At 73.2% G+C, this 22,144-nt stretch carries 18 protein-coding genes and 1 pseudogene; 6 read left to right on the top strand and 13 right to left on the bottom strand.

The features are described 5' to 3' along the window. Nucleotides 1-49: 49 nt before the first annotated feature. Nucleotides 50-667 (top strand): N-acetyltransferase, encoded by a 618-nt coding sequence (locus ACIQE0_RS21870; protein WP_366330601.1) that lies wholly within the window; start codon nt 50-52, stop codon nt 665-667. A gap of 149 nt (nt 668-816) precedes the next feature. Here the strand turns inward: ACIQE0_RS21870 and ACIQE0_RS21875 are convergent, their stop codons facing one another. The 4 genes from ACIQE0_RS21875 to ACIQE0_RS21890 form a co-directional block, all read right to left on the bottom strand. Beyond that, a complete protein-coding gene (locus tag ACIQE0_RS21875; RefSeq protein WP_402334654.1) occupies nt 817-2,430 on the bottom strand; it encodes an adenosine deaminase in 1,614 nt (537 codons plus the stop codon). Between the two features lie 101 nt (nt 2,431-2,531). Beyond that, nucleotides 2,532-4,139, bottom strand: coding sequence for an amidase (locus ACIQE0_RS21880; protein WP_402334762.1), 1,608 nt, complete (start codon nt 4,137-4,139; stop codon nt 2,532-2,534). A 175-nt stretch (nt 4,140-4,314) separates the two neighbouring features. Continuing rightward, entirely contained in the window at nt 4,315-5,091 is a 777-nt protein-coding gene (locus ACIQE0_RS21885; RefSeq protein WP_366330511.1) for a MerR family transcriptional regulator, read from the bottom strand. 188 nt (nt 5,092-5,279) lie between these two features. Then, the gene (locus tag ACIQE0_RS21890) at nt 5,280-6,725 is read right to left on the bottom strand and encodes a glyceraldehyde-3-phosphate dehydrogenase (RefSeq protein WP_366330512.1); all 1,446 of its coding nucleotides are present in this window, start codon (nt 6,723-6,725) and stop codon (nt 5,280-5,282) included. A 219-nt stretch (nt 6,726-6,944) separates the two neighbouring features. On the opposite strand from ACIQE0_RS21890, the gene ACIQE0_RS21895 reads away from it, so the two are divergent. Further along, nucleotides 6,945-7,739: a carbon-nitrogen hydrolase family protein gene (locus tag ACIQE0_RS21895; RefSeq protein ID WP_402334658.1), complete on the top strand. Its 795-nt coding sequence runs from the start codon at nt 6,945-6,947 to the stop codon at nt 7,737-7,739. An 81-nt stretch (nt 7,740-7,820) separates the two neighbouring features. On the opposite strand, the gene ACIQE0_RS21900 is transcribed toward ACIQE0_RS21895, so the two are convergent. The 5 genes from ACIQE0_RS21900 to ACIQE0_RS21920 all read right to left on the bottom strand — a co-directional run bounded on the left by ACIQE0_RS21900 (nt 7,821) and on the right by ACIQE0_RS21920 (nt 14,881). Continuing rightward, nucleotides 7,821-8,987 carry an aromatic ring-hydroxylating dioxygenase subunit alpha gene (locus ACIQE0_RS21900; RefSeq protein ID WP_402334661.1) on the bottom strand — a complete coding sequence of 389 codons (1,167 nt, stop codon included), beginning with the start codon at nt 8,985-8,987 and terminating at the stop codon, nt 7,821-7,823. An 11-nt stretch (nt 8,988-8,998) separates the two neighbouring features. Beyond that, nucleotides 8,999-10,186: an N-methyl-L-tryptophan oxidase gene (solA, locus tag ACIQE0_RS21905; protein WP_402334664.1), complete on the bottom strand. Its 1,188-nt coding sequence runs from the start codon at nt 10,184-10,186 to the stop codon at nt 8,999-9,001. Between the two features lie 80 nt (nt 10,187-10,266). Beyond that, the gene (locus ACIQE0_RS21910; protein WP_402334667.1) at nt 10,267-12,741 is read right to left on the bottom strand and encodes an FAD-dependent oxidoreductase; all 2,475 of its coding nucleotides are present in this window, start codon (nt 12,739-12,741) and stop codon (nt 10,267-10,269) included. Continuing rightward, complete coding sequence (locus ACIQE0_RS21915) at nt 12,738-13,823, bottom strand: S-(hydroxymethyl)mycothiol dehydrogenase (protein ID WP_402334669.1); 1,086 nt, start codon at nt 13,821-13,823, stop codon at nt 12,738-12,740. The genes ACIQE0_RS21910 and ACIQE0_RS21915 overlap by 4 nt, the downstream gene beginning before the upstream one ends. Nucleotides 13,824-14,137: 314 nt before the next feature. Further along, a complete protein-coding gene (locus tag ACIQE0_RS21920; RefSeq protein WP_402334672.1) occupies nt 14,138-14,881 on the bottom strand; it encodes an IclR family transcriptional regulator in 744 nt (247 codons plus the stop codon). 284 nt (nt 14,882-15,165) lie between these two features. Here ACIQE0_RS21920 and ACIQE0_RS21925 point away from each other — a divergent pair, with 284 nt between their 5' ends. Both ACIQE0_RS21925 and ACIQE0_RS21930 read left to right on the top strand, forming a co-directional pair. Next, nucleotides 15,166-15,486 (top strand): bifunctional 3-phenylpropionate/cinnamic acid dioxygenase ferredoxin subunit, encoded by a 321-nt coding sequence (locus ACIQE0_RS21925; RefSeq protein ID WP_366330519.1) that lies wholly within the window; start codon nt 15,166-15,168, stop codon nt 15,484-15,486. Further along, the gene (locus tag ACIQE0_RS21930) at nt 15,483-16,688 is read left to right on the top strand and encodes an NAD(P)/FAD-dependent oxidoreductase (RefSeq protein ID WP_402334674.1); all 1,206 of its coding nucleotides are present in this window, start codon (nt 15,483-15,485) and stop codon (nt 16,686-16,688) included. Before ACIQE0_RS21925 ends, ACIQE0_RS21930 begins: the two co-directional genes overlap by 4 nt. Before the next feature lie 103 nt (nt 16,689-16,791). Here ACIQE0_RS21930 and ACIQE0_RS21935 read toward each other — a convergent pair whose 3' ends face one another. Further along, the gene (locus ACIQE0_RS21935; RefSeq protein ID WP_402334677.1) at nt 16,792-17,148 is read right to left on the bottom strand and encodes a hypothetical protein; all 357 of its coding nucleotides are present in this window, start codon (nt 17,146-17,148) and stop codon (nt 16,792-16,794) included. Between the two features lie 169 nt (nt 17,149-17,317). On the opposite strand from ACIQE0_RS21935, the gene ACIQE0_RS21940 reads away from it, so the two are divergent. Both ACIQE0_RS21940 and ACIQE0_RS21945 read left to right on the top strand, forming a co-directional pair. After that, entirely contained in the window at nt 17,318-17,914 is a 597-nt protein-coding gene (locus ACIQE0_RS21940; RefSeq protein ID WP_402334680.1) for an AAA family ATPase, read from the top strand. Nucleotides 17,915-18,071: 157 nt separating this feature from the next. Further along, nucleotides 18,072-18,767: a ribonuclease H gene (locus tag ACIQE0_RS21945; RefSeq protein ID WP_402334683.1), complete on the top strand. Its 696-nt coding sequence runs from the start codon at nt 18,072-18,074 to the stop codon at nt 18,765-18,767. A gap of 176 nt (nt 18,768-18,943) precedes the next feature. Here ACIQE0_RS21945 and ACIQE0_RS21950 read toward each other — a convergent pair whose 3' ends face one another. From ACIQE0_RS21950 to ACIQE0_RS21960, 3 genes and pseudogenes are all read right to left on the bottom strand, one after another. Then, a complete protein-coding gene (locus ACIQE0_RS21950; RefSeq protein WP_366330523.1) occupies nt 18,944-19,198 on the bottom strand; it encodes a hypothetical protein in 255 nt (84 codons plus the stop codon). A 265-nt stretch (nt 19,199-19,463) separates the two neighbouring features. Continuing rightward, nucleotides 19,464-19,955, bottom strand: a complete 492-nt coding sequence (locus ACIQE0_RS21955; RefSeq protein ID WP_402334765.1) for an NUDIX domain-containing protein — start codon at nt 19,953-19,955, stop codon at nt 19,464-19,466. A gap of 6 nt (nt 19,956-19,961) precedes the next feature. Further along, nucleotides 19,962-21,812, bottom strand: a pseudogene (locus tag ACIQE0_RS21960) (ABC transporter ATP-binding protein); the annotation flags it as partial. Between the last annotated feature and the right edge of the window lie 332 nt (nt 21,813-22,144).

The following is a 22,144-nucleotide window of genomic DNA, read 5'->3' on the forward strand; positions in this document are numbered from 1 at the left end:
CCCTGTCCACCGCATCCCGGGACGACCTAGGCTGCCGCCCATGCCCTCCATGATCAACGAACCCGAAGGCGACCACGAGACCGTCGTCCTGGACGCCCCCGGCCTGCTGGCCGACCCCCAACTGGCCGCGGAATTCGCCGGGTCGGCGCACCGCATCCTCGCCGAGCTGGTCGCCGACGGCGCGCCGCTCGGCTGGGTCGATCCGCCCGGCCGGGAGGAGGTGGCCGAACTGGTCGACCGGGTGCTGGCCGCCACCGCGACCGGCGAGGGAGCACTGCGGGCCGCCTACGCCGGCCGCACGCTGATCGGCCTGGGCTACTGGTTGCGCTACGCCCGCCCGACCAACCGCCCGCACGCCGATCTGGAGAAGCTGGCGGTGGCCGCCGCCGCCCATCGCCGCGGCACCGGCCGGACGCTGGCCACCGCGTTGATCGCCGACGCCCGGGCCGCGGGCGTCGAGGTCCTCACCCTGGACGCCCGCGCCGACAACGCCCACGCCCTGCGGCTGTACCGGTCGTTGGGGTTCCGGGAGTACGGCCGGCTCCCCGGTTTCGTGGCGATCGGCGCACGCCGCTGGGACAAGGTCTTCTACATGCTGGACTTCCGCGCGGAGCCGGCGTCCGGTGCGGCGCCGAGCGGCGCGCCCTCGCCGACCGGGGCGGCGTAGCCGGTCGGCGGCACGGCACCCCGAACCGCCCGCAGCACACATGAGCCCCTTCCCAGGCAGGCGGGAAGGGGCTCACGTATCCATGGGGTCAAGGCCGGGCCCGGCGCGCCCGCGAGGGGCACGGAACGCCGGGCCCGGGCCGACCGGGGTCAGCGGCGGGCGCTGAACTGCCGCTCGAAGGCGGCGAACGCGGCCTCCTGCTGCCACTCCACGGCCGCCTTGGGGCTGGTCTTGAGCAGGAGTCGGCAGGCGGCACCCGGGGTGCCGTTGCCGGGGGCCTGGCCGCGGCAGGCGGCGACGGGGTGGTAGCCGTTCCGGGTCGGGTTGCCCTGCCACAGGCTGGGGCCGGAGAGGAAGGAGTACTGGAGGGACGCGCGGGCCAGGTCCTTCAACTCGCCGTAGCCGAGGCCGTAGGTCTTGGCGGCGTACTGGTACTCGTGGGTGATGTCGATGCGGGAGACACCGGGGTCGTCGGTGGCCAGCACGATCGGCACGCCGTACGCGCGGTAGGTGTTGAAGGGGTGCTCCGCGCCCTTCACGCCGAGGATCTGGGCGTTGCTGGTGAAGGGCACCTCCACGGCGACCTGCCGGTCGGCCATGGTCCGCGCCAACTGCCGCCAGTTGTCCTCGTGGACGAGGTCGACGCCGTGGCCGATGCGCTGGGCGTGGGCGACGTTGACCGCCTCGCCGATGTGGAACGTCAGGTCCTTCGGCTTGACCAGTCCCGTCCACAACTCACCGGCGTGCAGGGTGATGTGGGCCCGCGGGTAGACCCGGTGCAGATAGTCGAGCATCCGCATCTGGAGGCTGTAGTCGCGCAGCGAGACCTCGCCGTCCTCGGGCTGGACGAGGTTGACCGCGGTGAACCGCCGGTCCCGCTCGGCCAGCCGCATGCCGACCGCCATCTGCGCGAAGACCCGCTCGGGGCTGCTGCCCCGGGAGACCTGGGAGTTCCAGCGCACGGTCACCCGGCAGCCGGGGGCGGCATGGGAGGTGCCGCAGCGTTCGGTCGCGCGGAACTCGGCGTCCGCGTCGTCCGCCTCCTTGCGGGCCGTGGCCACCAGCCGGTCGAGCTTGCCGTCGGCGGCCAGCGCCCGGTGCATCCGGGCGAAGTCGGCCTGCCAACCGACCTGGTCGGCGACCTTCTTGGTCTCCTCGGAGGCGGGGGTGACCAGGGTCTCCAGGTAGAACTGGTTCTGCTGGGCGATGCCGTCGGCGACCTTCGCCGCCAGCTTGCCGCGGTGCCGCCAGGTGACCTCGCCGAACTTGCCGAACGTGTCGAAGAAGTGGTCATGCCCCGACTGGCCGGCTGGGAAGTCCTGCATCGACCAGGCCCGCACCACCGCGTCGTGGAACGCCCGGTCGGTCCGGGCGTCCGCCGCCGGCCGCTTGCCCGGACCGCACTGCGGCGGAACGGCCGTCATCGTCTTGACGTCGATGCACAGTCCGTCCTCGGCGGCGAGCGTGATCAGATACTCGGTGGGTATCGCGCCGGAGAGGTGGTTGTGCAGGTCTCCGCCCTTGGGCAGGGCCCGGAAGAAGTCGCGCAGCCGCGCCGGGTCGGTGCGGACGGAGTCCAGGTAGGCGGCGGTGCGCGCTTCGGCCGCGTCGAGCGGGCGGGCCGAACGCGACGGGGTGGCGGAGGAGTTGGCCGGCTGGGCAGCAGCCGGCACGGCGGACAGTAACGACAGGGTGCTGAGGGCGGCCAGCCCGGTCCGGAGGGCCCGGCGACGGTGCGTGGCACGACGACGATCATCAATCACGAACGCATCGTCGTTGCCCGATCGAGGTAATGCGAGGCCCTTTTCGGAAAATTCCCCCGTACGAGCGAACACCAGATCGGCGAAAATCCGACCGAACTGGTTCATCGCGGCCCGTCGGCCCCCAGCGTCGGCAGGAAGCGCGGAGCCCGCCAGGCGCGCAACCGGTGTTCCACCGCGGCCCCCAGGGAAAGAAGCCTGGCGTCCTGGCGGTCACCGGCCATCAGCAGCACACCAACGGGAAGTTGCTGCACCGTCCCGGCGGGAACCGACAGCGACGGGTAGCCGGACACGGCCGCGGGCGTCGAGGACGGGATGACGTCGTCGTCGCCGCGCGCGCAGTCCGTCGTCCAGGCCGGCGGGTTGGTCGGCGCGGCGATGGCGTCCAGGCGATGGGCGGCCATGGTCTCGTCGATGGACCGCCGGGCGAGGTCGCTCAACTCGGCGCGCCTCGCACGGTACTTCGGGTCACTCGTGGACGGCGCGGCCAACGCCTTCTCGAACAGTTCCTGGCCGGCGAAGCAGGTGCGTTCCGCCGGGTGGCTGCGGTTGAACGCGATCAGCTCGGCGAGATTGCGCGGCCCGTCGCGGGTGGCGAGGTAGGCATCGATGTCCCGGTGGAACTCGCTGAGCAGCGCCGGGAATTCGAGCTCGGCGAGCCGCTTCTGGTAGGGCGGCGTCACCTCGACGACGTGGGCCCCCGCGTGCCGCAGTTCCTCCGCGGTCCGGGTCATCACGGCGTCCACGTCCGGTCCGAGCTCGGGCAGCCGCCACAGCCCGATCCGCTTGCCGCGCAGCGCGTCGGGGTGTGCCGCACCGGCCGACAGGCCCCCGGGGCCGCCGGCGCGTGCGGCGTCACGCCCGCTCAGCACCGCGAGGGTGAGCGCGGTGTCGATCACATTGCGGGCGATCGGGCCCGCGGTGTCCTGCTCGGCGGAGATCGGCACGATCCCGGACTGGCTGACGACGCCGAGGCTGGGCTTGAGCCCGACCACCCCGTTCATCCCGGACGGGCACACGATGGAGCCGTCCGTCTCGCTGCCGACGGCCACCTGCGCCAACGACGCGGCGATCCCGGCGGCCGATCCGGAGGAGGAGCCGCACGGGTTCCGGTCCAGTACGTAGGGGTTGTGGGTCTGCCTGCCGACCGCCGACCACCCCGATGTCGGCTTGTCCGCACGGAAGTTGGCCCATTCCGACAGGTTGGTCTTGCCGAGGATCACCGCACCGGCTTCCCGCAGCCGGGTCACCAGGACGGCATCCTGCTCCGGCGGGCTGCCGGCCAGCGCCAGGGACCCGGCCGTGGTGGGCAGGTCCCGGGTGTTCACGTTGTCCTTGAGCAGGACGGGGATGCCGTCGAGCGGGCCGCGCTGCGCACCGCGCCGGTGCCGGACGTCGCTGGCGGCGGCCTGGCGCAGGGCCGTCGGATCGGTGCGCAACACCGCGTTGATCTTGGGGTCGACGGCCTTGATCCGCGCCAGGTAGGCGGCGGTCAGCGCCGCGGACGTCAGCGAACCGTCGGACATCCGCGCCTGGAGTTCCGGGATCGTCACCGTGTCGAGATCGACGCCGAGCGCCGCGGGCGAACCGGCCTGCGGCGGCGGCCCGTCGGCACCGCTCTCGGCGGCCTGGGCACGCCCGTACGGTGCGCCGGCACACAGCGAGCCCGCGACCAACGCGGCGAACAACGCGGCAACGCTCCGCTTCCGCATGCTCTTCCAGCCCCTCCTGCTGCTCATGCGGGCCAGCCGACTACACGCCGGCACGCGGGCGCAAGGGGCTTTCGCGCCCCGTCCACGAACGGCCCTGCGCACCGCACACGGTCGGCGCGAGGGCGCGGCACCTGCCGCCGGCGGTCTGCAGCCCACCGACAGCATGCGTCCTCGATCAGCTCAGCCGGGCACCGGCGTAGACGATCATCGCCTCGCGCTGGTATCCGGCCAACCCCTCAGCGATCTTGTCGAAGTTGGCCCGCATCTGCGGGTCGTCGGCGTACCGCTGGGCGAGCCCCTCGTAGGCCGCCTTGTTCGGCGTCCAGAAGCGGCACACCCCCCGGTAGTGGGCGTCCACCTCGGTCTGCACCGCGGGGTCGGCCACCGGGGTGCCGGCCACCATGAACTCCGCCATGCGGATCATCTGGGCCGTCGCCTCCCGCTGCCACTGCTCGGTCTCCTCCGCGGACATGCCCTCGACCGCCCGCCGGGACTGCTCCCAGGCCGCCGGCCACCGCTCCCGGACCTCCGCCTCGACCTCGGCGTCGTAACGGGACGGTGCAAAACCCTCGAACAGGTTCTCCGGCCGGTTGATCTCCACTGCCATGGTCCTGCCCTCCTTCTCCTTCTCCAGTTCGGCGATGGTGCGGCCGACCGTCCGGGCCAGCGTCTCCAAACGGTTCCGCTCCCCCAGCAACCGCCCGTGGTGCGCGCGCAACACGGCCACCTGGTCCACCTCGCTGTCCAGGACCGCGCGGATCTCCCGCAGTCCCACGCCCAGCTCCCGCATCAGCAGGATCTGCTGCAACCGCAGCAGATCCGCGTCCTCGTAGTACCGGTGTCCGTTGCTCGCGATCCCCGCGGGCGGCAGCAGGCCGATCTCGTCGTAGTGCCGCAACGTCCGGGACGTCACCCCGGACATCCGCGCCACCTCCGCGATCGACCAGGCCATGGCCGTGCCTCCCCTCGCCGGGCCGGTCGTTCCGGCCACACCCAAGACCGTAGAAGTTGACGTAACGGAAGCCGCAAGTCGGAGGCGGCCGACAGGCCGGAGCGATGCGGCCGGTGAACGGCAAGGAGGGCGACCGATTCCGCGCACGGAATCGATCGCCCTCCTGGGGAGCGGTCAGACCACCGGGGTCAGGCCACCGGTGCCGGGTAGGTCGGGTACTCCACACCGGAGACGTACTGGACGACCCGGATGACCTGGCAGGAGTAGCCGAACTCGTTGTCGTACCAGAGGTAGAGGATGGCGTTGTCGCCCTCGACCTTGGTGGCGCCGGCGTCGACGATCGAGGCGTGGCGCGAGCCGATGAAGTCGTTGGAGACCGCGTCGGGGGCGCTGGTGAAGTCGATCTGACGCTTGAGCGGCGAGGTCAGCGACACCTCGCGCAGGTAGTCGAGGACCTCCTCGCGGCTGGTCTCGCGGGCCAGTTGGAGGTTGAGGATGGCGATCGAGACGTCCGGCACCGGCACCCGGATCGAGCTGCCGGTGATCTTCGCCTTGAGGTCGGGCAGCGCCTTGGCGACGGCCGAGGCGGCGCCGGTCTCGGTGATGACCATGTTGAGCGGCGCGGAGCGGCCGCGGCGCTCGGACTTGTGGTAGTTGTCCAGCAGGTTCTGGTCGTTGGTGAACGAGTGGACGGTCTCCACGTGACCGCGCAGCACGCCGTACTCGTCCTCCATCGCCTTCAGCGGCGGGACGATCGCGTTGGTGGTGCAGGACGCGCAGGACAGGATCTGCTCGTCGGGCTTGATCATGTCGTGGTTGACGCCGTGCACGATGTTGGGGACGTCGCCCTTGCCCGGGGCGGTCAGGACCACCTTGTCGATACCGGGGCGGAGGTGCTTCGACAGGCCCTCGCGGTCGCGCCACTTACCGGTGTTGTCGATGAGGATGGCGTCCTTGATGCCGTACGCCGTGTAGTCGACCTCGGCCGGGTCGTTGGCGTAGATCACCTTGATCACGTTGCCGTTGGCGATGATCTCGCTGTTGGCCTCGTCGACGGTGATGGTGCCCTGGAACTGGCCGTGGATGGAGTCCCGGCGCAGCAGCGAAGCGCGCTTGACGATGTCCTGCTCGCCGCCGCCGCGCACCACGATGGCGCGCAGCCGCAGGCCGTTGCCGGAGCCGGCCTTCTCTATGAGGAGGCGGGCCACGAGGCGGCCGATGCGACCGAAGCCGTAGAGGACGACGTCGCGTCCCTCGCGGCACTCGATCTTGTTGGCGCCGGTGGCGCCGGCGACGGCCTCGGCGGTGAACTCCTCGATCGACAGGCCGCGGTCGTCGGCCTTGTACGTCGCGGCGAGCATGCCGAGGTCGATCTGGGACGGGCCGAGGTCGAGCGTGGTGAGCGCCTGCAGGAACGGCAGCGTCTCGGTGACCGAAAGCTCCTCGCCGGCGATCTGCCGGGCGAAGCGGTGCGTCTTGAGGATGCTGACCACCGACTTGTTCACCAAGGAGCGGCTGTGGAGCAGGACGGTGACGTCGCGCTCCCGGTGCAGCTTCCCGATGATCGGGATCATCGACTCCGCGATCTCCTCGCGGGTCTTCCAGTTAGTGAACGAGTCGTCGTTGACAGTCACAGGCTTATCTCTCGATCGAGCTAGGCGGTGCTCATATGCTAACCGCACGCCGTTTTGAACTTCCAAGTGGTTCCGGTCACGGGCCTCACACCCCGGCTGACCAGGCCGCACGCGCCTCAGGGGGCTGTGCCCCGAAGCGGCACGGCGTACCGTCCAGGGCAGGGCGACCCGCGCCGGCTCCCCGCGGGCCGGGACCGGAGACGACAGGAGAGAGTGCCGATGCGTATCGCGCTGTGCCAGATGACCTCTTCGACCGAGCCGAAGGAGAACCTCGCGCAGGTCGCGGACCTCGTCCGCCGGGCCGCCGCCGAGGGGGCGCGGCTGGCGGTGCTGCCGGAGGCGGCGATGGTGCGCTTCGGGGTGCCGCTGGGGCCGGTGGCCGAGCCGCTGGACGGGCCGTGGGCCGACGGGGTCCGCACCGTGGCCCAGGAGACCGGGATCACGGTGGTGGCAGGCATGTTCACCCCCGCACCCGACGGCCGGGTGGCGAACACCCTGCTGGCCACCGGCCCCGGCGGCGAGGAGTCCTACGACAAGATCCACCTCTATGACGCCTTCGGGTTCCGCGAATCGGACACCGTCGCACCGGGTGAGCGCGTGGTGACACTCGACGTGGACGGCGTCCGGGTGGGCCTGGCCACCTGCTACGACCTGCGGTTCCCGGAACTGTTCCGGGCCCATGCGGACGCCGGCGCGACGCTGTCGGTACTGCCCGCCTCCTGGGGCGCCGGCCCCGGCAAGCGCGCGCAGTGGGATCTGCTGGTGCGGGCCAGGGCGCTGGACGCCACGGTGTGGCTGGCGGCCGTGGGCCAGGCAGCCCCGGAACCGGACGCCGACCCGGACCTGCCCACCAAGGCCCCGACCGGCGTGGGGCACAGCGCACTGATCGGCCCGGACGGGACGGTACGGGCCCGGCTGGGCGGCGCCCCGGGGCTGCTGCTCGGCGAGGTGGACCCGGCGGAGGCCGAGCGGGTCCGGCGGGCGGTGGCGGTGCTGGACAACCGACGGCTGTAGACGGTCGGTTCGGCCCCGGACGGACCGATCCGGCCGGGGCCTACGCCGCCCTCCCCCACGTCCGGGCGCTTCCTCGCCGCCTTACGCCCCGGGCGCGCCCTCCCCCACGCAGGCGGCAACCCACGCATGGAACGCACCGATGTGGTGCTCACTGGGCACCAGCACGCCCCCGCCGCGGTAGGCACGGGAGTCCATGGCGGGCTGGGTGCGCTCACAGGCGTCGAAGTCCTGGGTGTTGACGCGGTGGAACAGCTCGACGGACTTGCCGGTGTCGGCCCCCGACGCGACGACCTCGGGCAGATACAGCCAGTCGCACTCGACCACGGTCCGGTCGGCGGCCAGGGGGAACATCCGGTGCAGGATGACGTGGTCGGGGACGAGGTTGACGAAGACCTGCGGGCGGACGGTCACCGCGTAGTACCGCCGGTCCTGACCGTCGTCGATACCCGGCAGCCGGCCGAAGCCCGCGCTGCCGTCCACGGTGAAACCGCGCGCCTCCGCGGCGAACTCCGCACCATGGCCCACGTAGTACTGCGCGGCGAACCCCTCCGCGAACTCCGGCAGGACGTCGGTGAGTTCGGGGTGGATGGTCGCGCAGTGGTAGCACTCCATGAAGTTCTCGACCAGCAGCTTCCAGTTGGCGCGCACGTCGTACCGGATACGGCGGCCCAGGGCCAGGGTCTCGGTGCGGTAGCGGTCGATGGCCGCGACGTCGCCCAGCCGCTCGACGGCCGCACCTATCACGGTGTCTTCAAAGGACGGCGGCTCGTCCGCCAGGCAGACCCAGGCATAGCCGAGCCACTCCCGCACCGGGACGGCGACCAGGCCGCGTCCGGTCCGGTCGAGGTCGGGCATCTGCTGGAGGTTGGGGGCGGCCACCAGCCGTCCGTCGAGATCGTAGGTCCAGGCGTGGTACGGGCATTGGAGGTTGCGGCGGACCGCACCGGACTCCTCGGTGCACAGCTGGGCGCCGCGGTGCCGGCAGACGTTGAGGAAGGCGCGCAGCGCGCCGGCCCGGTTGCGGGTGATCAGGACGCTCTCCCGGCCGACGCGGACGGTGCGGAAGGCACCGGGCCGGGCCAGGTCGGCGCCGCGGACCGCGCAGAACCACAACCGCTCGAAGATCAGCTCCTGTTCGCGGCGGAAGAGCTCCGGATCGGTGTAGGCGCGCCCGGGGAGGGTGGCGATCAGGCTGGGCGCGGCCGGGGCGGGGGGCGTGGACGGGCCGTCGGCGGGTGTGGTCGGCATGGCCGTTCTCCTCAGGCGACCGGGGCGGCGGGCCGGCTCGGGGTCTCCCCGGTACGGCGGCGGGACGGGGCGAACAGGTCGATGGGGTGCGCAGTGGTGCCGGTGAGCGCGAGGTCGGCGACGATCTCGCCGACGACGGGGACGAACTTGAAGCCGTGGCCGGAGAAGCCGCAGGCGACGGTGACCGTCTCCGGGTGCGCCGGATGGCGGCTGATCACGAAGTGTTCGTCGGGGGTGTTGGAGTACATGCAGGTGGCGGCCTTCAGCAAGCGGCCGGGCAGGGCGGGGATGCGGGGGCGGACCTGGTCGGCCATGGCGCGCACCTCGTGGTCGTGCACGGTGCGGTCGACGGTCTCGGGCGTGCAGGGGGTGCCCTTGCGGAAGAAGGCGACCTTGGCGCCGCCCTCGGGGCCGTCGATGGCGGGGAAGCCGTAGAACTGGACGCCGCGGGCGTCCTCCCAGATGTAGATGGGGTGGCGGGCGGGGGTGAACGGGTCGGTGCCGCCGTCGGGGGCGAACCAGTACATGAGGTGCCGCTCGATGGAGACCGGTACGCCGAGGTCGGCGAGGAGTTCGGGCGCCCAGGCACCGGGGCAGATCACCAACTGGCCGGCGGTGTAGGTGTTCTCCCCGGTGTGGACGCGGATCCCCGCACCACCGGGCAGCTCCTCCCAGCGGACGACCGGCTCCTCGAAGTGCAGCTCGGCGCCGTCCCGCGTGGCGAGTTGGACATGGGCGGCGACGGTGTTCTCCGGGCGGACGAGCCCGGCGCGGGCCTCGTAGAGCGCGATCTCGTCCTCGGCCGGGGTCAGGGTCGGGAAGCGGCGGCGGATCTCCTTGGCGTCGAGCATCTCGTGCGGCAGATCCCACTGGCGGGCGGAGGCCAGACTGCCGCGGACGGTACGGCTGTCGGGACGGCCGACCATCACCCCGCCGCACAGGGTGGCGATCTGCCGGCCGGTGTCGCGCTCCAGCCGCTCGTAGAGCTCGTAGGCGCGCAGCAGCAGCGGGACGTAGGCGGGGTCCTCGAAGTAGGACTGGCGGGTGATCCGGGAACCGCCGTGGCTGGAGCCGCGGTGGTGGACCGGCCCGAACTTCTCCAGCCCCAGGACCCGGGCGCCGCGGGCGGCGAGGTGGTGGGCGGCGGCGCTGCCCATCCCACCGAGGCCGAGGACGATGACGTCGTAGGTGGGAGGCATGCTTCTCGCTCCTTGGTCGGGCGGACGGGTGCGGAGGTGCGCGCCGGGCCGGTGGCTGACGCCGGAACCCAGGGCTGTCCCTAGCAGCGGATGCGGGTCATCTGCGGGTCGAACAGCGGCTCTTGGGCGACGGTCGCCGCGAGCTGCCGCCCGAAGTACTCGATGTGGACGGCTGTGCCGGGGACCGCGGCGGCGGCCGGCAGCCAGGCGTAGGCGATGCAGCGGCCGACGGTGTGGCCGTAGGCGGCGGAGGTGACGTAGCCGGCCGGGGCGCCGTCGACGCGGACGGGTTCCTTGCCGAGGACGACGGCGGCGGGGTCGTCGAGGGTGAGGCAGGTGAGTTTGCGGGTGGCGGTCTCCTCGCTGAAGTCCTCCAGGGCGGCCCGGCCGAGGAAGTCGCCCTTGGCGGGGTGGACGGCGAAGCCGAGCCCGGCCTCGTGGGGGTGGTGTTCGGTGGTCATGTCCGCACCCCAGGCACGGTAGCCCTTCTCCAGGCGGAGGCTGTTGAAGGCGCTGCGGCCGGCGGCGATCGCCCCGTGTGCCCGGCCGGCCTCCCAGAGCGTGTCCCAGAGGCGGAGCCCCAGGTCGGCGGTGGTGTAGAGCTCCCAGCCGAGTTCGCCGACATAGCTCAGGCGCAGCGCGGTGACCGGGACATGGCCGAGGTGGGTCCGCCTGGCCTTGAAGTAGCCGAACGCCCGGTGCGAGAAGTCGTCGCGGGTCAGCGGCTGGACCAGGTCCCGGGCGAGCGGGCCCCAGACGCCGATGCAGCAGGTGCCGGAGGTGATGTCCCGGACGCCGACGTCCGCCGGTGCGTGCCGCAGCAGCCAGTCGAGGTCGGCCGGGCTGTTGGCGCCGACCTGGAAGCGGTCGGCGGCGAGCCGGGCCACCGTGAGGTCGGAGCGGATGCCGCCGGCGGCATCGAGGAGGAGGGTGTAGGTCACCGCGCCGGGTTTCTTGGCGAGTTGGTTGGTCGTCATGCGCTGGAGGAAGTCCAGCGCGCCGGGACCGGTGACCTCCAGGCGGCGCAGCGGGGTCATGTCGTAGAGGGCGACCCGCTCCCGGGTGACGGCCGCCTCGGCGGCGGCGATCGGCGACCAGTAGCGGGCGGACCAGGCATCCCGTTCGGGGAGGTCGAGCCCTACGGCGAGCGGGGCGTTGGCCTCGTACCAGTGGGGGCGCTCCCAGCCGCCGGCCTCCAGGAAGAACGCGCCGAGTTCCTGCTGGCGCGGATAGAAGGGACTGGTGCGCAGCGGGCGGGGCCGCGCCATGGGCTGGAGGGGGTGGAGGACGTCGTAGACCTCGACGAAGTTCTGGGCGCCGCGCTCCGCCACGTAGGCGGGTGAGCGCTGGGCGTCCTCGAAGCGGGCGAGGTCGCATTCATGGACGTCGGTGGCGGGGCGGCCGTCGGTCATCCACTCGGCGACGGCCTTGGCGACGCCGGCGGAGTGGGTGACCCAGACCGCCTCGGCGAGCCAGAAGCCGCGCAGGGTGCGGGACTCGCCGAGGACCGGCATCCCGTCGGGGGTGAAGGAGAAGACCCCGTTGAAGCCGTCGGCGATCCGCGAGGCGCCGAGGGCGGGCAGCAGCGCGACGCTGTCGCGCCAGCTCGGTGCGAAGTCCGCCTCGGTGAACGGCAGCGAGGACGGCATGACCGGGGCGTCGTCGTAGGCGGGGACGGTGAACGGGTCGACGGGCATGGGGCGGTGGGCGTAGGAGCCGATGCCGAGTCGGACCCCGGTGGCGCCGGCGTGCTCGCGGAAGTAGAGGTCGCGGTCCTGGTGGCGCAGGATCGGCCGGCCCGTCTCCTCGGACGGGTCGTGGGCGCCGGCGAGTTCGGGCAGCGGTGCGGTGGTGGCGTACTGGTGGGCCAGCGGCAGCAGGGGCACCTCGACGCCCGCGAGCGCCCCGATCACCGGCCCCCAGAAGCCGGCGGCGGAGACGACGTGGTCGGCGGGGAGGACGCCGTGGTCGGTGACGACGCCGGTGACCCGGCCGTGGGCGCGCTCGATGCCGGTGACGGTGTGCCGCCCCAGGAAGCGGGCGCCGCGGCGCTCGGCCCGGGCCGTCTGCGCGCGGCAGGCGGGCACCGCGCGGGCCAGGCCGTCGTCGGGGGTGTGGAAGCCGCCGAGGACGGTGCTCTCGTCGAGCAGCGGCCACAGCTTCCGGCACTGCTGGGGGTCGAGGAGTTCGCCGCGGACGCCCCAGGAGGCGGCGAGGCCGGCCTTGCGGTGGAGGTCGGCCCAGCGGGCCTCGGTGGTGGCGATCTCCAGGCCGCCGACGGGGTGGAAGCAGGGGCGTCCGCCGTCGTCGAGGGAGCCGAGTGTGCGGACGGTGTAGGCGGCGAACTCGGTCATGGTCTTGGAGGGGTTGGTCTGGAAGACCAGCCCGGGGGCGTGCGAGGTGGAGCCGCCGGGGGCGGGCAGCGGCCCCTGGTCGAGGACGGTGACCTGCCGCCAGCCGCGGGCGGTGAGTTCGTCGGCGAGCGAGCAGCCGACGATGCCGGCTCCGATGATGACGACCCGGGCGTCGAGGGGGTCGCGCAGCGGGCCGGTCACAGGACCACCACCGAGCGCAGCACCCGCCCGTCCCGCATCTTGTCGAAGGCGGCCTCCACCTCGTCCAGGGCGATGGTCTCGCTGACGAACCCGCCCAGGTCGAGCCGCCCGCTGAGGTAGCGGTCGATGAGCACGGGGAAGTCGCGGCTGGGCAGGCAGTCGCCGTACCAGGAGGACTTGAGCGCGCCGCCGCGGGAGAACAGGTCGATCAGCGGCAGGTCGATGGTCATGTCGGGGTCCGGAACGCCGACTTGGACGAGGGTGCCGGCCAGATCGCGCATGTAGAAGCCCTGGCGGTAGGTCTCGGGGCGGCCCACCGCGTCGATCACCACGTCCGCGCCGTGGCCGCCGGTCAGCTCGCGGACCGCCTCGACCGGGTCGGTACGGCGGGAGTTGACGGTGTGGGTGGCGCCGAAGCGGGTGGCGCCGTCGAGTTTGCGCTCGTCGATGTCGACGGCGATGACACGGCGGGCCCCGGCGATCGCGGCGCCGGCGACGGCGGCGTTGCCGACCCCGCCGCAGCCGATGACGGCGACCGTGTCGCCGCTGCCGACCGCACCGGTGTGGACGGCGGCGCCGTAGCCGGCCATCACCCCGCAGCCGATCAGCCCGGCCGCCTCGGGACGGGCCGAGGGATCCACCTTGACCGCCTGTCCGGCGGCGACCAGCGTCTTCTCGGCGAACGCGCCGATGCCGAGGGCGGGGCTGAGCGGGGTGCCGTCCAGGAGGGTCATCGGCTGGGTGGCGGTGCGGGAGTCGAAGCAGTACCAGGGGCGGCCGCGCCGGCAGGACCGGCACCGGCCGCACGGTGCCCGCCAGGCCAGCACCACGTAGTCGCCGGGCACGAGGTCGTCGACGCCCTCGCCGACGGCGTCGACGAGGCCGGCCGCCTCGTGGCCGAGCAGGAAGGGGAAGTCGTCGCCGACGGCGCCCTCGCGGTAGTGCAGATCGGTGTGGCACACGCCGCAGGCCAGGACGTCGACCAGCACTTCTCCGGGGCCGGGGTCCGGCACCAGGATCGTCTGCGGACCGACGGGTGCGCCCTTTTTCGCCGCGACGACGGCATGGACTCGATGTGGCATGCCCTACCCCTCAGTGTTGCGCACTGCACGACTGGTTGCGCGATGGGAGACATATTGGGAACGGCGTATCGGCAGCGTCAAGAGGTGCGCGCCAGCGCGTTGCGAAGGGCCGGTTACGTATGCGGAAGCACAGCGAACCGCCCGCGCACGCCCCGCGCACACGACCGCGGAGGGGACCCGCGCGGCTCCTCGTCGCCGCCCGGCGCGCACGCCCCGCGCACACGGCTGCGGGGCCGGATCGACGACCCGGCCCCGCAGTCCGTGCTCACCACCCGACGGTCAACGGGCGCCGCACCCGGATCGCCGCACGCCCCTCAACAGGCGTACCCCATCCGCCGGGAGAGCTCCGCACCGGCGGCGACGGTGCGCTTGACCACCTCCGGCAGCCGCTCCTCGTCCAGCCGGTAGGCGGGCACCGAGACGCTGATCGCGCCGATGACCGCGCCGTCGTGGGCCCGCACCGGCGCGGCGACCGCGCGCAGCCCCAGCTCCAACTCCTCGACCGCAACCGCGAATCCCCGCTGGACCACCTCGGCGAGCTGATCGCGCAGCTCGCCCGCGGAGGTCACCGTCCGCTCGGTCAACCGCGGCAGCTTCCGCGCCAGTACGGCCTCCCGGACCCGCGACGGCTGGTACGCCAGCAGCGCCTTGCCGCTGGACGTGGCGTGCAGCGGCGTGCGGCGGCCGAGCCAGTTCTGGGCGGTGACCGACGCCGGTCCGCGGGCCTGCATGATATTGACCGCGGCGTCGCTCTCCAGCACCGCGATGTTGACCGTCTCGCCCAGTTCGTCGGCGAGCGTCCGGCAGACCGCCGCGCCCTCCTGGGAGATGTCCAGCCGCACCGCGGCGGCCCCGGCCAGCCGCAACACCCCGGCGCCGAGGTAGTACTTGCCGCGCTCCTGCTCCTGGGCCACCAGTCCGCGGTTCTCCAGCACGCCCAACAGCCGGAAAGCGGTCGACTTGTGCACGCCCAACTCTTCGGCGATCTCGGTCACTCCGGCCTCGCCGAGCCTCGCCAGGATCTCCAGCACCGTGACCGCTCGGTCCACCGACTGCACCGCGCTCGCCGCCCCTCTGGACGGTCTGCCCGCCACCGCCTCCCGTGACTTCGGCTCCGACCTGCCGGCCCGATGCTTCTCCGCCCGTGCCGCCGCCCTAGCCGTTTCCGTCATAGTCCGTGTCACCACCCAGCTCGCTGCCACCGTCCAGCGGCCCGATCGGGCCGGCCCTTCCCGGAGACCGCTTGACGCGCCAAGCCCCCGGCTGGATTCTGTTGCGCATAACGCTCTGTCGTGCGGATTACGAAACTCAACGAAACCGAACAGTAACAGGGGGGCCCAGCGTGATACCCGTCTGCCACCTCGCCGACCTGCCCGTCGGCGAGTCCGTTCGCCTCGACACCGCACCTCCGATCGCCGTCTTCAACGCCGACGGAGAGCTCTACGCCATCGACGACACCTGCACCCACCAGGACGCCTCACTCGCGGACGGCTGGCTGGAAGGGTGTCTGGTCGAATGCCCGCTGCACGCCGCTTCATTCGATCTCCGTACCGGAGCACCGACCTGCCTGCCCGCCCGCCGCCCCGTCCGCACCCACCCCGTGTCGGTCGAGGACGGCGTGGTCTACGTCCACCTCACCGCCGGGGAAGGCACCGCCGCATGAGGTCGGTCACCGTCGTCGGAGCCTCCCTGGCCGGGCTGTACGCCGCCCGCGCCCTGCGCGCCCAGGGCTACGACGGCCGCCTGACGCTCGTCGGCGCCGAACCCCACCTCCCCTACGACCGCCCGCCGCTCTCCAAGGAGTTCCTCACCGCGCCCGCCGCCGCGGACGACACCGACCAGGACCCCGCCACCCGCGCCCCGCTCGCCCTCACCGACCCCGAAGAGCTCACCGCACTCGACGCGGAATGGCTCCTGGGCACCCGCGCCACCGGTCTGGACCCCCGCCACCGCGCGGTCCATCTCGACACCGGCCGCACCCTCACCACCGACGGCGTCGTCCTGGCCACCGGCGCCACCCCGCGCCGCCTCCCCGGCCCCGCACCCACCGGCACCCACACCCTGCGCACCCTCGACGACGCCCGGGCGCTGCGCACCGACCTGACCCGCGGCGGCCCGGCCCGGATCGTGGTCATCGGCGGCGGCTTCATCGGCGCCGAGGTCGCCTCCTCATGCGCCACCCTCGGCCACCAGGTCACCGTCGTCGAGGCCGCCCCGCTCCCGCTCGTCCCCCAACTCGGCCGCACCATGGCCGGGTTGTGCGCGCGTCTGCACGGCGACCACGGCGTCACCCTGCTCACCGGCACCGGCGTCCAGGCCCTGCACGGCGCGGGCGCGGACGGCCGGATCACCGCCGTGGAACTCTCCGACGGCCGCCTCCTGCCCGCCGACGTCGTCGTCACCGGCATCGGCGTCCGCCCCCGCACCGACTGGCTCGAAGGCTCCGGCCTACCGCTCGGCGACGGCGTCCGCTGCGACGCCGGCTGCGCCACCCCGATCCCCACCGTCGTGGCCGCCGGCGACGTCGCCCAGGTGGCCGGCGCCCGCGCCGAACACTGGACCAGCGCCACCGAACAGGCCGGCACCGCCGTCCACAACCTCCTCGCCGGCCGCACCGCCCGCACCCACCGCGCCGTCCCCTACTTCTGGTCCGACCAGTACGGCGTCCGCATCCAGTTCGCCGGCGAACGCCGACCCGGCGACGTCCCCCGCATCGTCGAGGGCTCCCCGGACGACCGCAGCTTCCTCGCCCGCTACGAACGCGACGGCCGCACCACCGCCGTCCTCGCCCTCGACCGCCCCCGCCCCTTCCTGCGCCTGCGCCGCGAACTCACCCGCGCCGACCAGCCCGCCCCCGCACCCTGATCGGCCCACGGACGCGCGCCGGCAGACCGCCGCCCCCAATGCCGCACCCCACAAAGGCCGTTGAGGGATCACCCCGGCTGCGGGCGACGGGACCGGCGCCTGGCTACCGCCGGCCGTCGTCGCCCTCCCCCGCGCCCGGCGGCATCCGCGCGCGGAGCACCGCCGCCATCGCGTCCGGGTCGTCGGGGGTGAGGAACGGCCGGACGAAGCGGCCGAGATCGAGGATGAGCGCGGTGGACTTGGACATCCGCCCCGGGTCCAGGCTCGCCCAGTACCGCGGGTGCCCGGTGCCCCAGATACGGCCCTGCCCGGTCAGCATCCCCATCTCCACCCGCCGCACCGAACGGATCGCGGTGTACGGGATGGTCTTGGTGCCCCACGGGAAGTAGTAGCCGCGGATCCGCACCCCGTCCTCGGTGCAGGTGATCCAGCGGTCCTGGTAGAAGGTGGTGGTCGTCATGGGCCGCCGCCCTCCCTTCGAAGGTGGTCAGCTTCCGGACCCGACAACAGGGAGCATACGAGCCCTGCGGCGGGCGGGACGGCCGGGGTCGGAGCGCGGGTTCGCAGGCGCCGCCGTGGCGTCGGAAAACCAGGGGAACCGGCGGACGACCGCCACCACAATGGGCACCATGACCACGCAAGCACCCGATCCCGCCCCCGCCCCGAACGCACCCCAACGCGCCTGGCGGGAACCGGGAGTTGTGGTGATCACCGGCATCCAGGCCGCCGGCAAGTCCACGGTCGCCCAGGCCCTCGCCGAGCGCCTGCCCCGCTCCGTGCACCTGCGCGGCGACGGCTTCCGGCGGAACATCGTCCGGGGGCAGGTCGGCATGACCCCGGACGCGGGTGAGGAGGCCCTCGCCCAGCTGCGGTTGCGGCACCGACTGACGGCCCGGTGCGCGGACGAGTACGCCCGGGCCGGCTTCACCGTGCTCGTCCAGGACATCCTCCTGGGCGAGCACCTCGCCCAGATGGCCGCCGACATCGCGACCCGTCCGCTCGCCGTCGTCGCCCTGCTGCCCGATCCGGAAGCGGTCGCGGCGCGCGAGGCGGGCCGCCCCAAGACCGCATACGGGCCGGACTGGTCCGTAGAGGACCTGGACGTCCTGCTGCGCACGCAGACGCCCCGCGACCTCGGGCTGTGGCTGGACACCTCGCGGCAGACCGTCGCGGAGACGGTGGACACGATCCTGGCCCGCGCCTGGACCGAGGGCGCCGTGGCCTGACGGCCGGACCGCACGGCCGAACCGCACGGGCGGGCCACTGGGGCGGGCGGTCCCCCGCACCGTCCGCCCGGGCGCAGGTCCGCCGTGACCGAGGTGGCCGCCGTCGCCCGGCCCCACGCGCGTGAGGCGACCCGCTCGGAGATGGCATGATCGAGGGATGTCCGATCGCATCATCGCTGCCTGTGACGGGGCCAGCAAAGGGAATCCCGGGCGGGCCGCCTGGGCCTGGGTCACCGCCGACGCCGACCAGAACCCCACCCGCTGGGAGGCCGGCCCCTTGGGGACGGCGACCAACAACGTCGCCGAGCTGACCGCCCTGGCCGAACTCCTGGAAGCCACTGACCCGGCACTGCCGCTGGAGGTCCGGATGGACTCCCAGTACGCGATGAACGCCGTGACCAAGTGGATCGCCGGCTGGAAGCGGAACGGCTGGATGACGGCGTCCAAGAAGCCGGTCGCCAACCGGGAGCTGGTGGTGCGGATCGACGCGCTGCTGGCCGGCCGCGAGGTGGAGTTCCGGTACGTCCCGGCGCACCAGGTGGACGGGGACCCGCTGAACGCCATCGCCGACCAGGCGGCCAGCGACGTGGCGGTCTCCCAGCAGGCCGCCGGAACGTCCCACGGCGCCCAGACCGTCCCGGCCCCGCGCGCCGAGGCGATGGTGCGGCCCGCAGGCGGGTCCGGTAAGCCCGCCACGTCCCCGCGCCGCACCCGGACCGGTGGCGGTGGCGGTGGCGGCGGCACCATCAAGGCCAAGTACGCGGGGCGCTGCGGTGGTTGCCGCGGCTCCTACGAGGCCGGTACGCAGGTCGCCAAGGGCCCGAACGGTTGGGGCCACCCGGATTGCCGCTGACGTGCGGGCCGGGGCCTGACCGGTCGCCCGCACGAAAGAGCCGGGAGCTTCGTCGAGCTCCCGGCCGTTGACTGGGTGAGGGCGGTGCCGAACAGCGCGTTCGGCACCGCTCCTCGTGTCCGCACCGCTCCTCGTGACGTCAGCGCCGCGGCACCCGACTCGCCGGGTGCCGTCGGTCATTCGGCCAGCGTCCCCCGGTAGCCGACGGGCCCCTCGTTCGGGAACTGGGCCGTGCCCTGGAAGCTGTTGCCGCCGTCGAAGAAGGTCACCGAGCCTTTTCCGGCATCGCCGCTCCAGGTCACCGAGGTCCCCTCGGCCGGCGTGCCGTTCTCCGGCACGACGTCGTCGCGATTGCGGATGCTCAGCGACAGCGGCTGGTCCTGCTGCCAGCCCCCACCGCCGGTTTCGATCTCGGTGTTGTACGTAGCCACGAGGTTCCTCCGTCCCCAACGGGCCCTGGACCCGCGGAACTTGGCGTGGTGACGCCAGTACGCTCATCCGTCGGCGAGCCGCCCAACCACGCGCGCGACGATCCGCGGCACAAACCACTCCGCAGGGTGACTGGGACCTTCGGAGCCGCCCTGCCAACCACCCGTCGGCAGTCCGCGGAGAGCCGGAACCGAACCCCGACCACCCGTCGGCAGTCCGCGGAGAGCCGGGCCCGGACCGCCCGCACCGCGGCCCGGGCCCGCTCCCTCAGCTGCGGACGCCCTCGACCGCCCCGCACACCTCGTCCTGGTGCCGGCGCAGGACCGCCGCCGCCCAGTCGCACATCGTCAGCCGGGGCACCGTCCCGGCGTCGAACCAGTGGAGCAGCACCCCTTCGGTGAGTGGCAGCGCGGCCGCGTCACCGTTCCAGTGCCCGAGGAACACCTGGATGTGCCCGTGGACGGTGCCGTCCGGGCCGGTGCACCGGAGCAGTGCGAACGGGGCGAGGTCGGGCACCACCAGCCCGGTCTCCTCGCGCAGTTCGCGGGTGACGGCCTGGTGCGCGCTCTCGCCCGGCTCGGGGGCACCGCCGGGCAGCGACCAGGTGCCGGGGTCGTGGATCTCCTTGTGCGCGTCCCGGAGGTGGAGGAGGTACTGCCCCCGGTCGTTGACGAGCAGCGCCACGGCACTGGTCACCGCGGGCCCGGGCGTCGCACCCGCGGCGTCCCGCGGACCCGGCGGGACCACCTCGGTGGCCACCGGTCCGCTCCCCTCGGGCCGGTGCGCCTCCCGCGTGTGCTGGTAGGCCCACAGCTCCCGGAACAGCCCCGGTTGCGCGACCAGTTCGGGGAAGGTGCCCTGCTGGACGATCCGGCCCTGGTCGAGGACGAGGATGCGGTCGGCCACCGCCACGTTGGTCAGCCGGTGGGTGATCAGGACCACCGCACGGGTCTGTGCGATCTCCCGCAGGCCGGCGAAGATGCGGTGCTCGCCGAGCGGGTCGAGCGCGGAGGTCGGCTCGTCCAGGACGAGCAGTCCGGCCGGCCGGTGGAACGCCCGGGTGAGAGCGATCCGCTGCCACTGCCCGCCGGAGAGCTCCTGCCCGCCGAGCCAGTCGCGGGCCAGCACGGTGTCGAGCCCGGACCGCAGTTCGGCCAGCACCTCGTCGGCGCCCGAGCGCGCACAGGCGGCGTGGATGTCGGCGTCACCGCCCTCGGTGGGCCGGCCCAGGGTGATGTTCTCCCGGGCGGTCAGCGGCCAGCGCGCGTAGTCCTGGGGCACGAGGGCGACCTGCGACCACATGGCGTGCGGATCGAGGTCCCCGGTGGGGACGCCGTCCCAGGCGACCGCCCCGGTGGTCGGCAGGTAGAGCCCGCTCAACAGCTTGGCGAGCGTGGTCTTGCCGCTGCCGTTGTAGCCGACCAGGGCGATGACCTCACCGCGGCGCAGGGTGAACGACACGCCCCGCAGCGCGTCCTGGGCCGCCTCCTCGTACCGGAAGACGAGGTCCTGCACGCGGATCTCGCGCGGCGCCTCGGGGACGGCGGTGCCGCGGCGCATCCGGAAGCCGCCGGCCTCCTCCAGGAAGTCCGCCCAGTCGTCCATGTAGAGCCCGGTGCGCATGATGCGGGCGCCGCCGGCGACCAGCCCGCGCAACGCCGTCCCGACCGCCTGCAACGCGAACACCGCGGTGCCGGCGTGCCCGACGCTCATCCGCCCGGTGGCCAGCAGCCACACCACCGCCGCCCACACCGCCGTCGAGGCCAGCCCGCCGCAGACCGCGCCCAGTGCGGACATCCGCGCCCCGGTGTCGGCCGCGCGCCGGTCGGCGCGGTTGATGCGCTCGGTGATCTGGCGGTAGCGCCCGACCAGGAAGCCGGCCATGGTGCCGGCCCGGATCTGGTCCGCGGCGTACCGGTCGCAGACATGCCAGCGCAGGATCGACAGCAGCCGGTAGTCGCCGCCGGCCCGCAGCCGGGCCAGGTACCGCACCCGGGCCGCCCCGACCTGCGCCACCGCCTGCGGCAGACTGGCCAGCAGCAACAGCGGCAGCAGGGCGGGGTGCAGCGCGGCGAGCACGCCCGCGCCGGCCGCCAGCGAGGCGACCGAGGCGATCAGGTCCTGCCCCTCCGCCACCAGGTCCTGGGCGATCTCGGCTCCCCGGTCGGCCGCCTCCCTGCGGTGGGTGAATCCGGGCGCGTCGTAGGCGGTCAGCTCGACCTCGGTGACGGCCTGGAGCAGCCGGAGTTCGGCCTCCCGGGACATCTGCGGCCCGAGCCGGGACGACAGCCACGTCACCACGATCCCGAGCCCGGCCCGCGCCCCGGCCGCGGCCGCCAGCAGGGCCACCGACGGCCAGGCCCCGAGCAGCCGGCCGTAGATGTCCCCGCCGGACAGCAGCGCGGTGAGCGTCCCGCTGACCGCCAGCAGCCCCAGTGCCTGCATCGCGCCCGAGGCGGCCTGGCAGAGCAGCAGTCCCAGCGCCGCCCAGCGGTCGATGCGCCAGGCCAACGCGACCGACCGGCGCACCAGTTGCGGCAGCCGCCGCGCCATGTCGACCAGCCGGATCTGCCGCCCGGCCCGCTCCCGGCTGCCGGTCCGGTCGACGAACTGCAACTCCTCCACGCCGTCCGGCTGTTCACCGGTATCCGGCCGGGGTTTCTCCTGCCGTAGGCGGTCAACGGCCCCCACTCGCTTGCTCCGCATGGCTCTGCCATCCCTTCGACGGTCATCGGCTCGTGCGCGCCACCGGCACGGCGCGGCGGGGAGGTCCGGCCCGAAAGGACGGGCACCGCCCCGCCTCCCGCGGTGTCAACCGCGCGCCGCACCCGGATCGGCCGCCGGGGAGGATTCGAACGGAACCGGTCCGCGTTCCGACGCGGACGCGGCACTCCCCCGTTCTCCGTCCCGGCGCACGAGGGGTACAGGTGACCTAAAGAACGGCCCGC

The sequence above is a fragment of the Streptomyces sp. NPDC093097 genome, from assembly GCF_044754325.1.
In the GTDB taxonomy this organism is placed as follows: Bacteria; Actinomycetota; Actinomycetes; order Streptomycetales; family Streptomycetaceae; genus Streptomyces.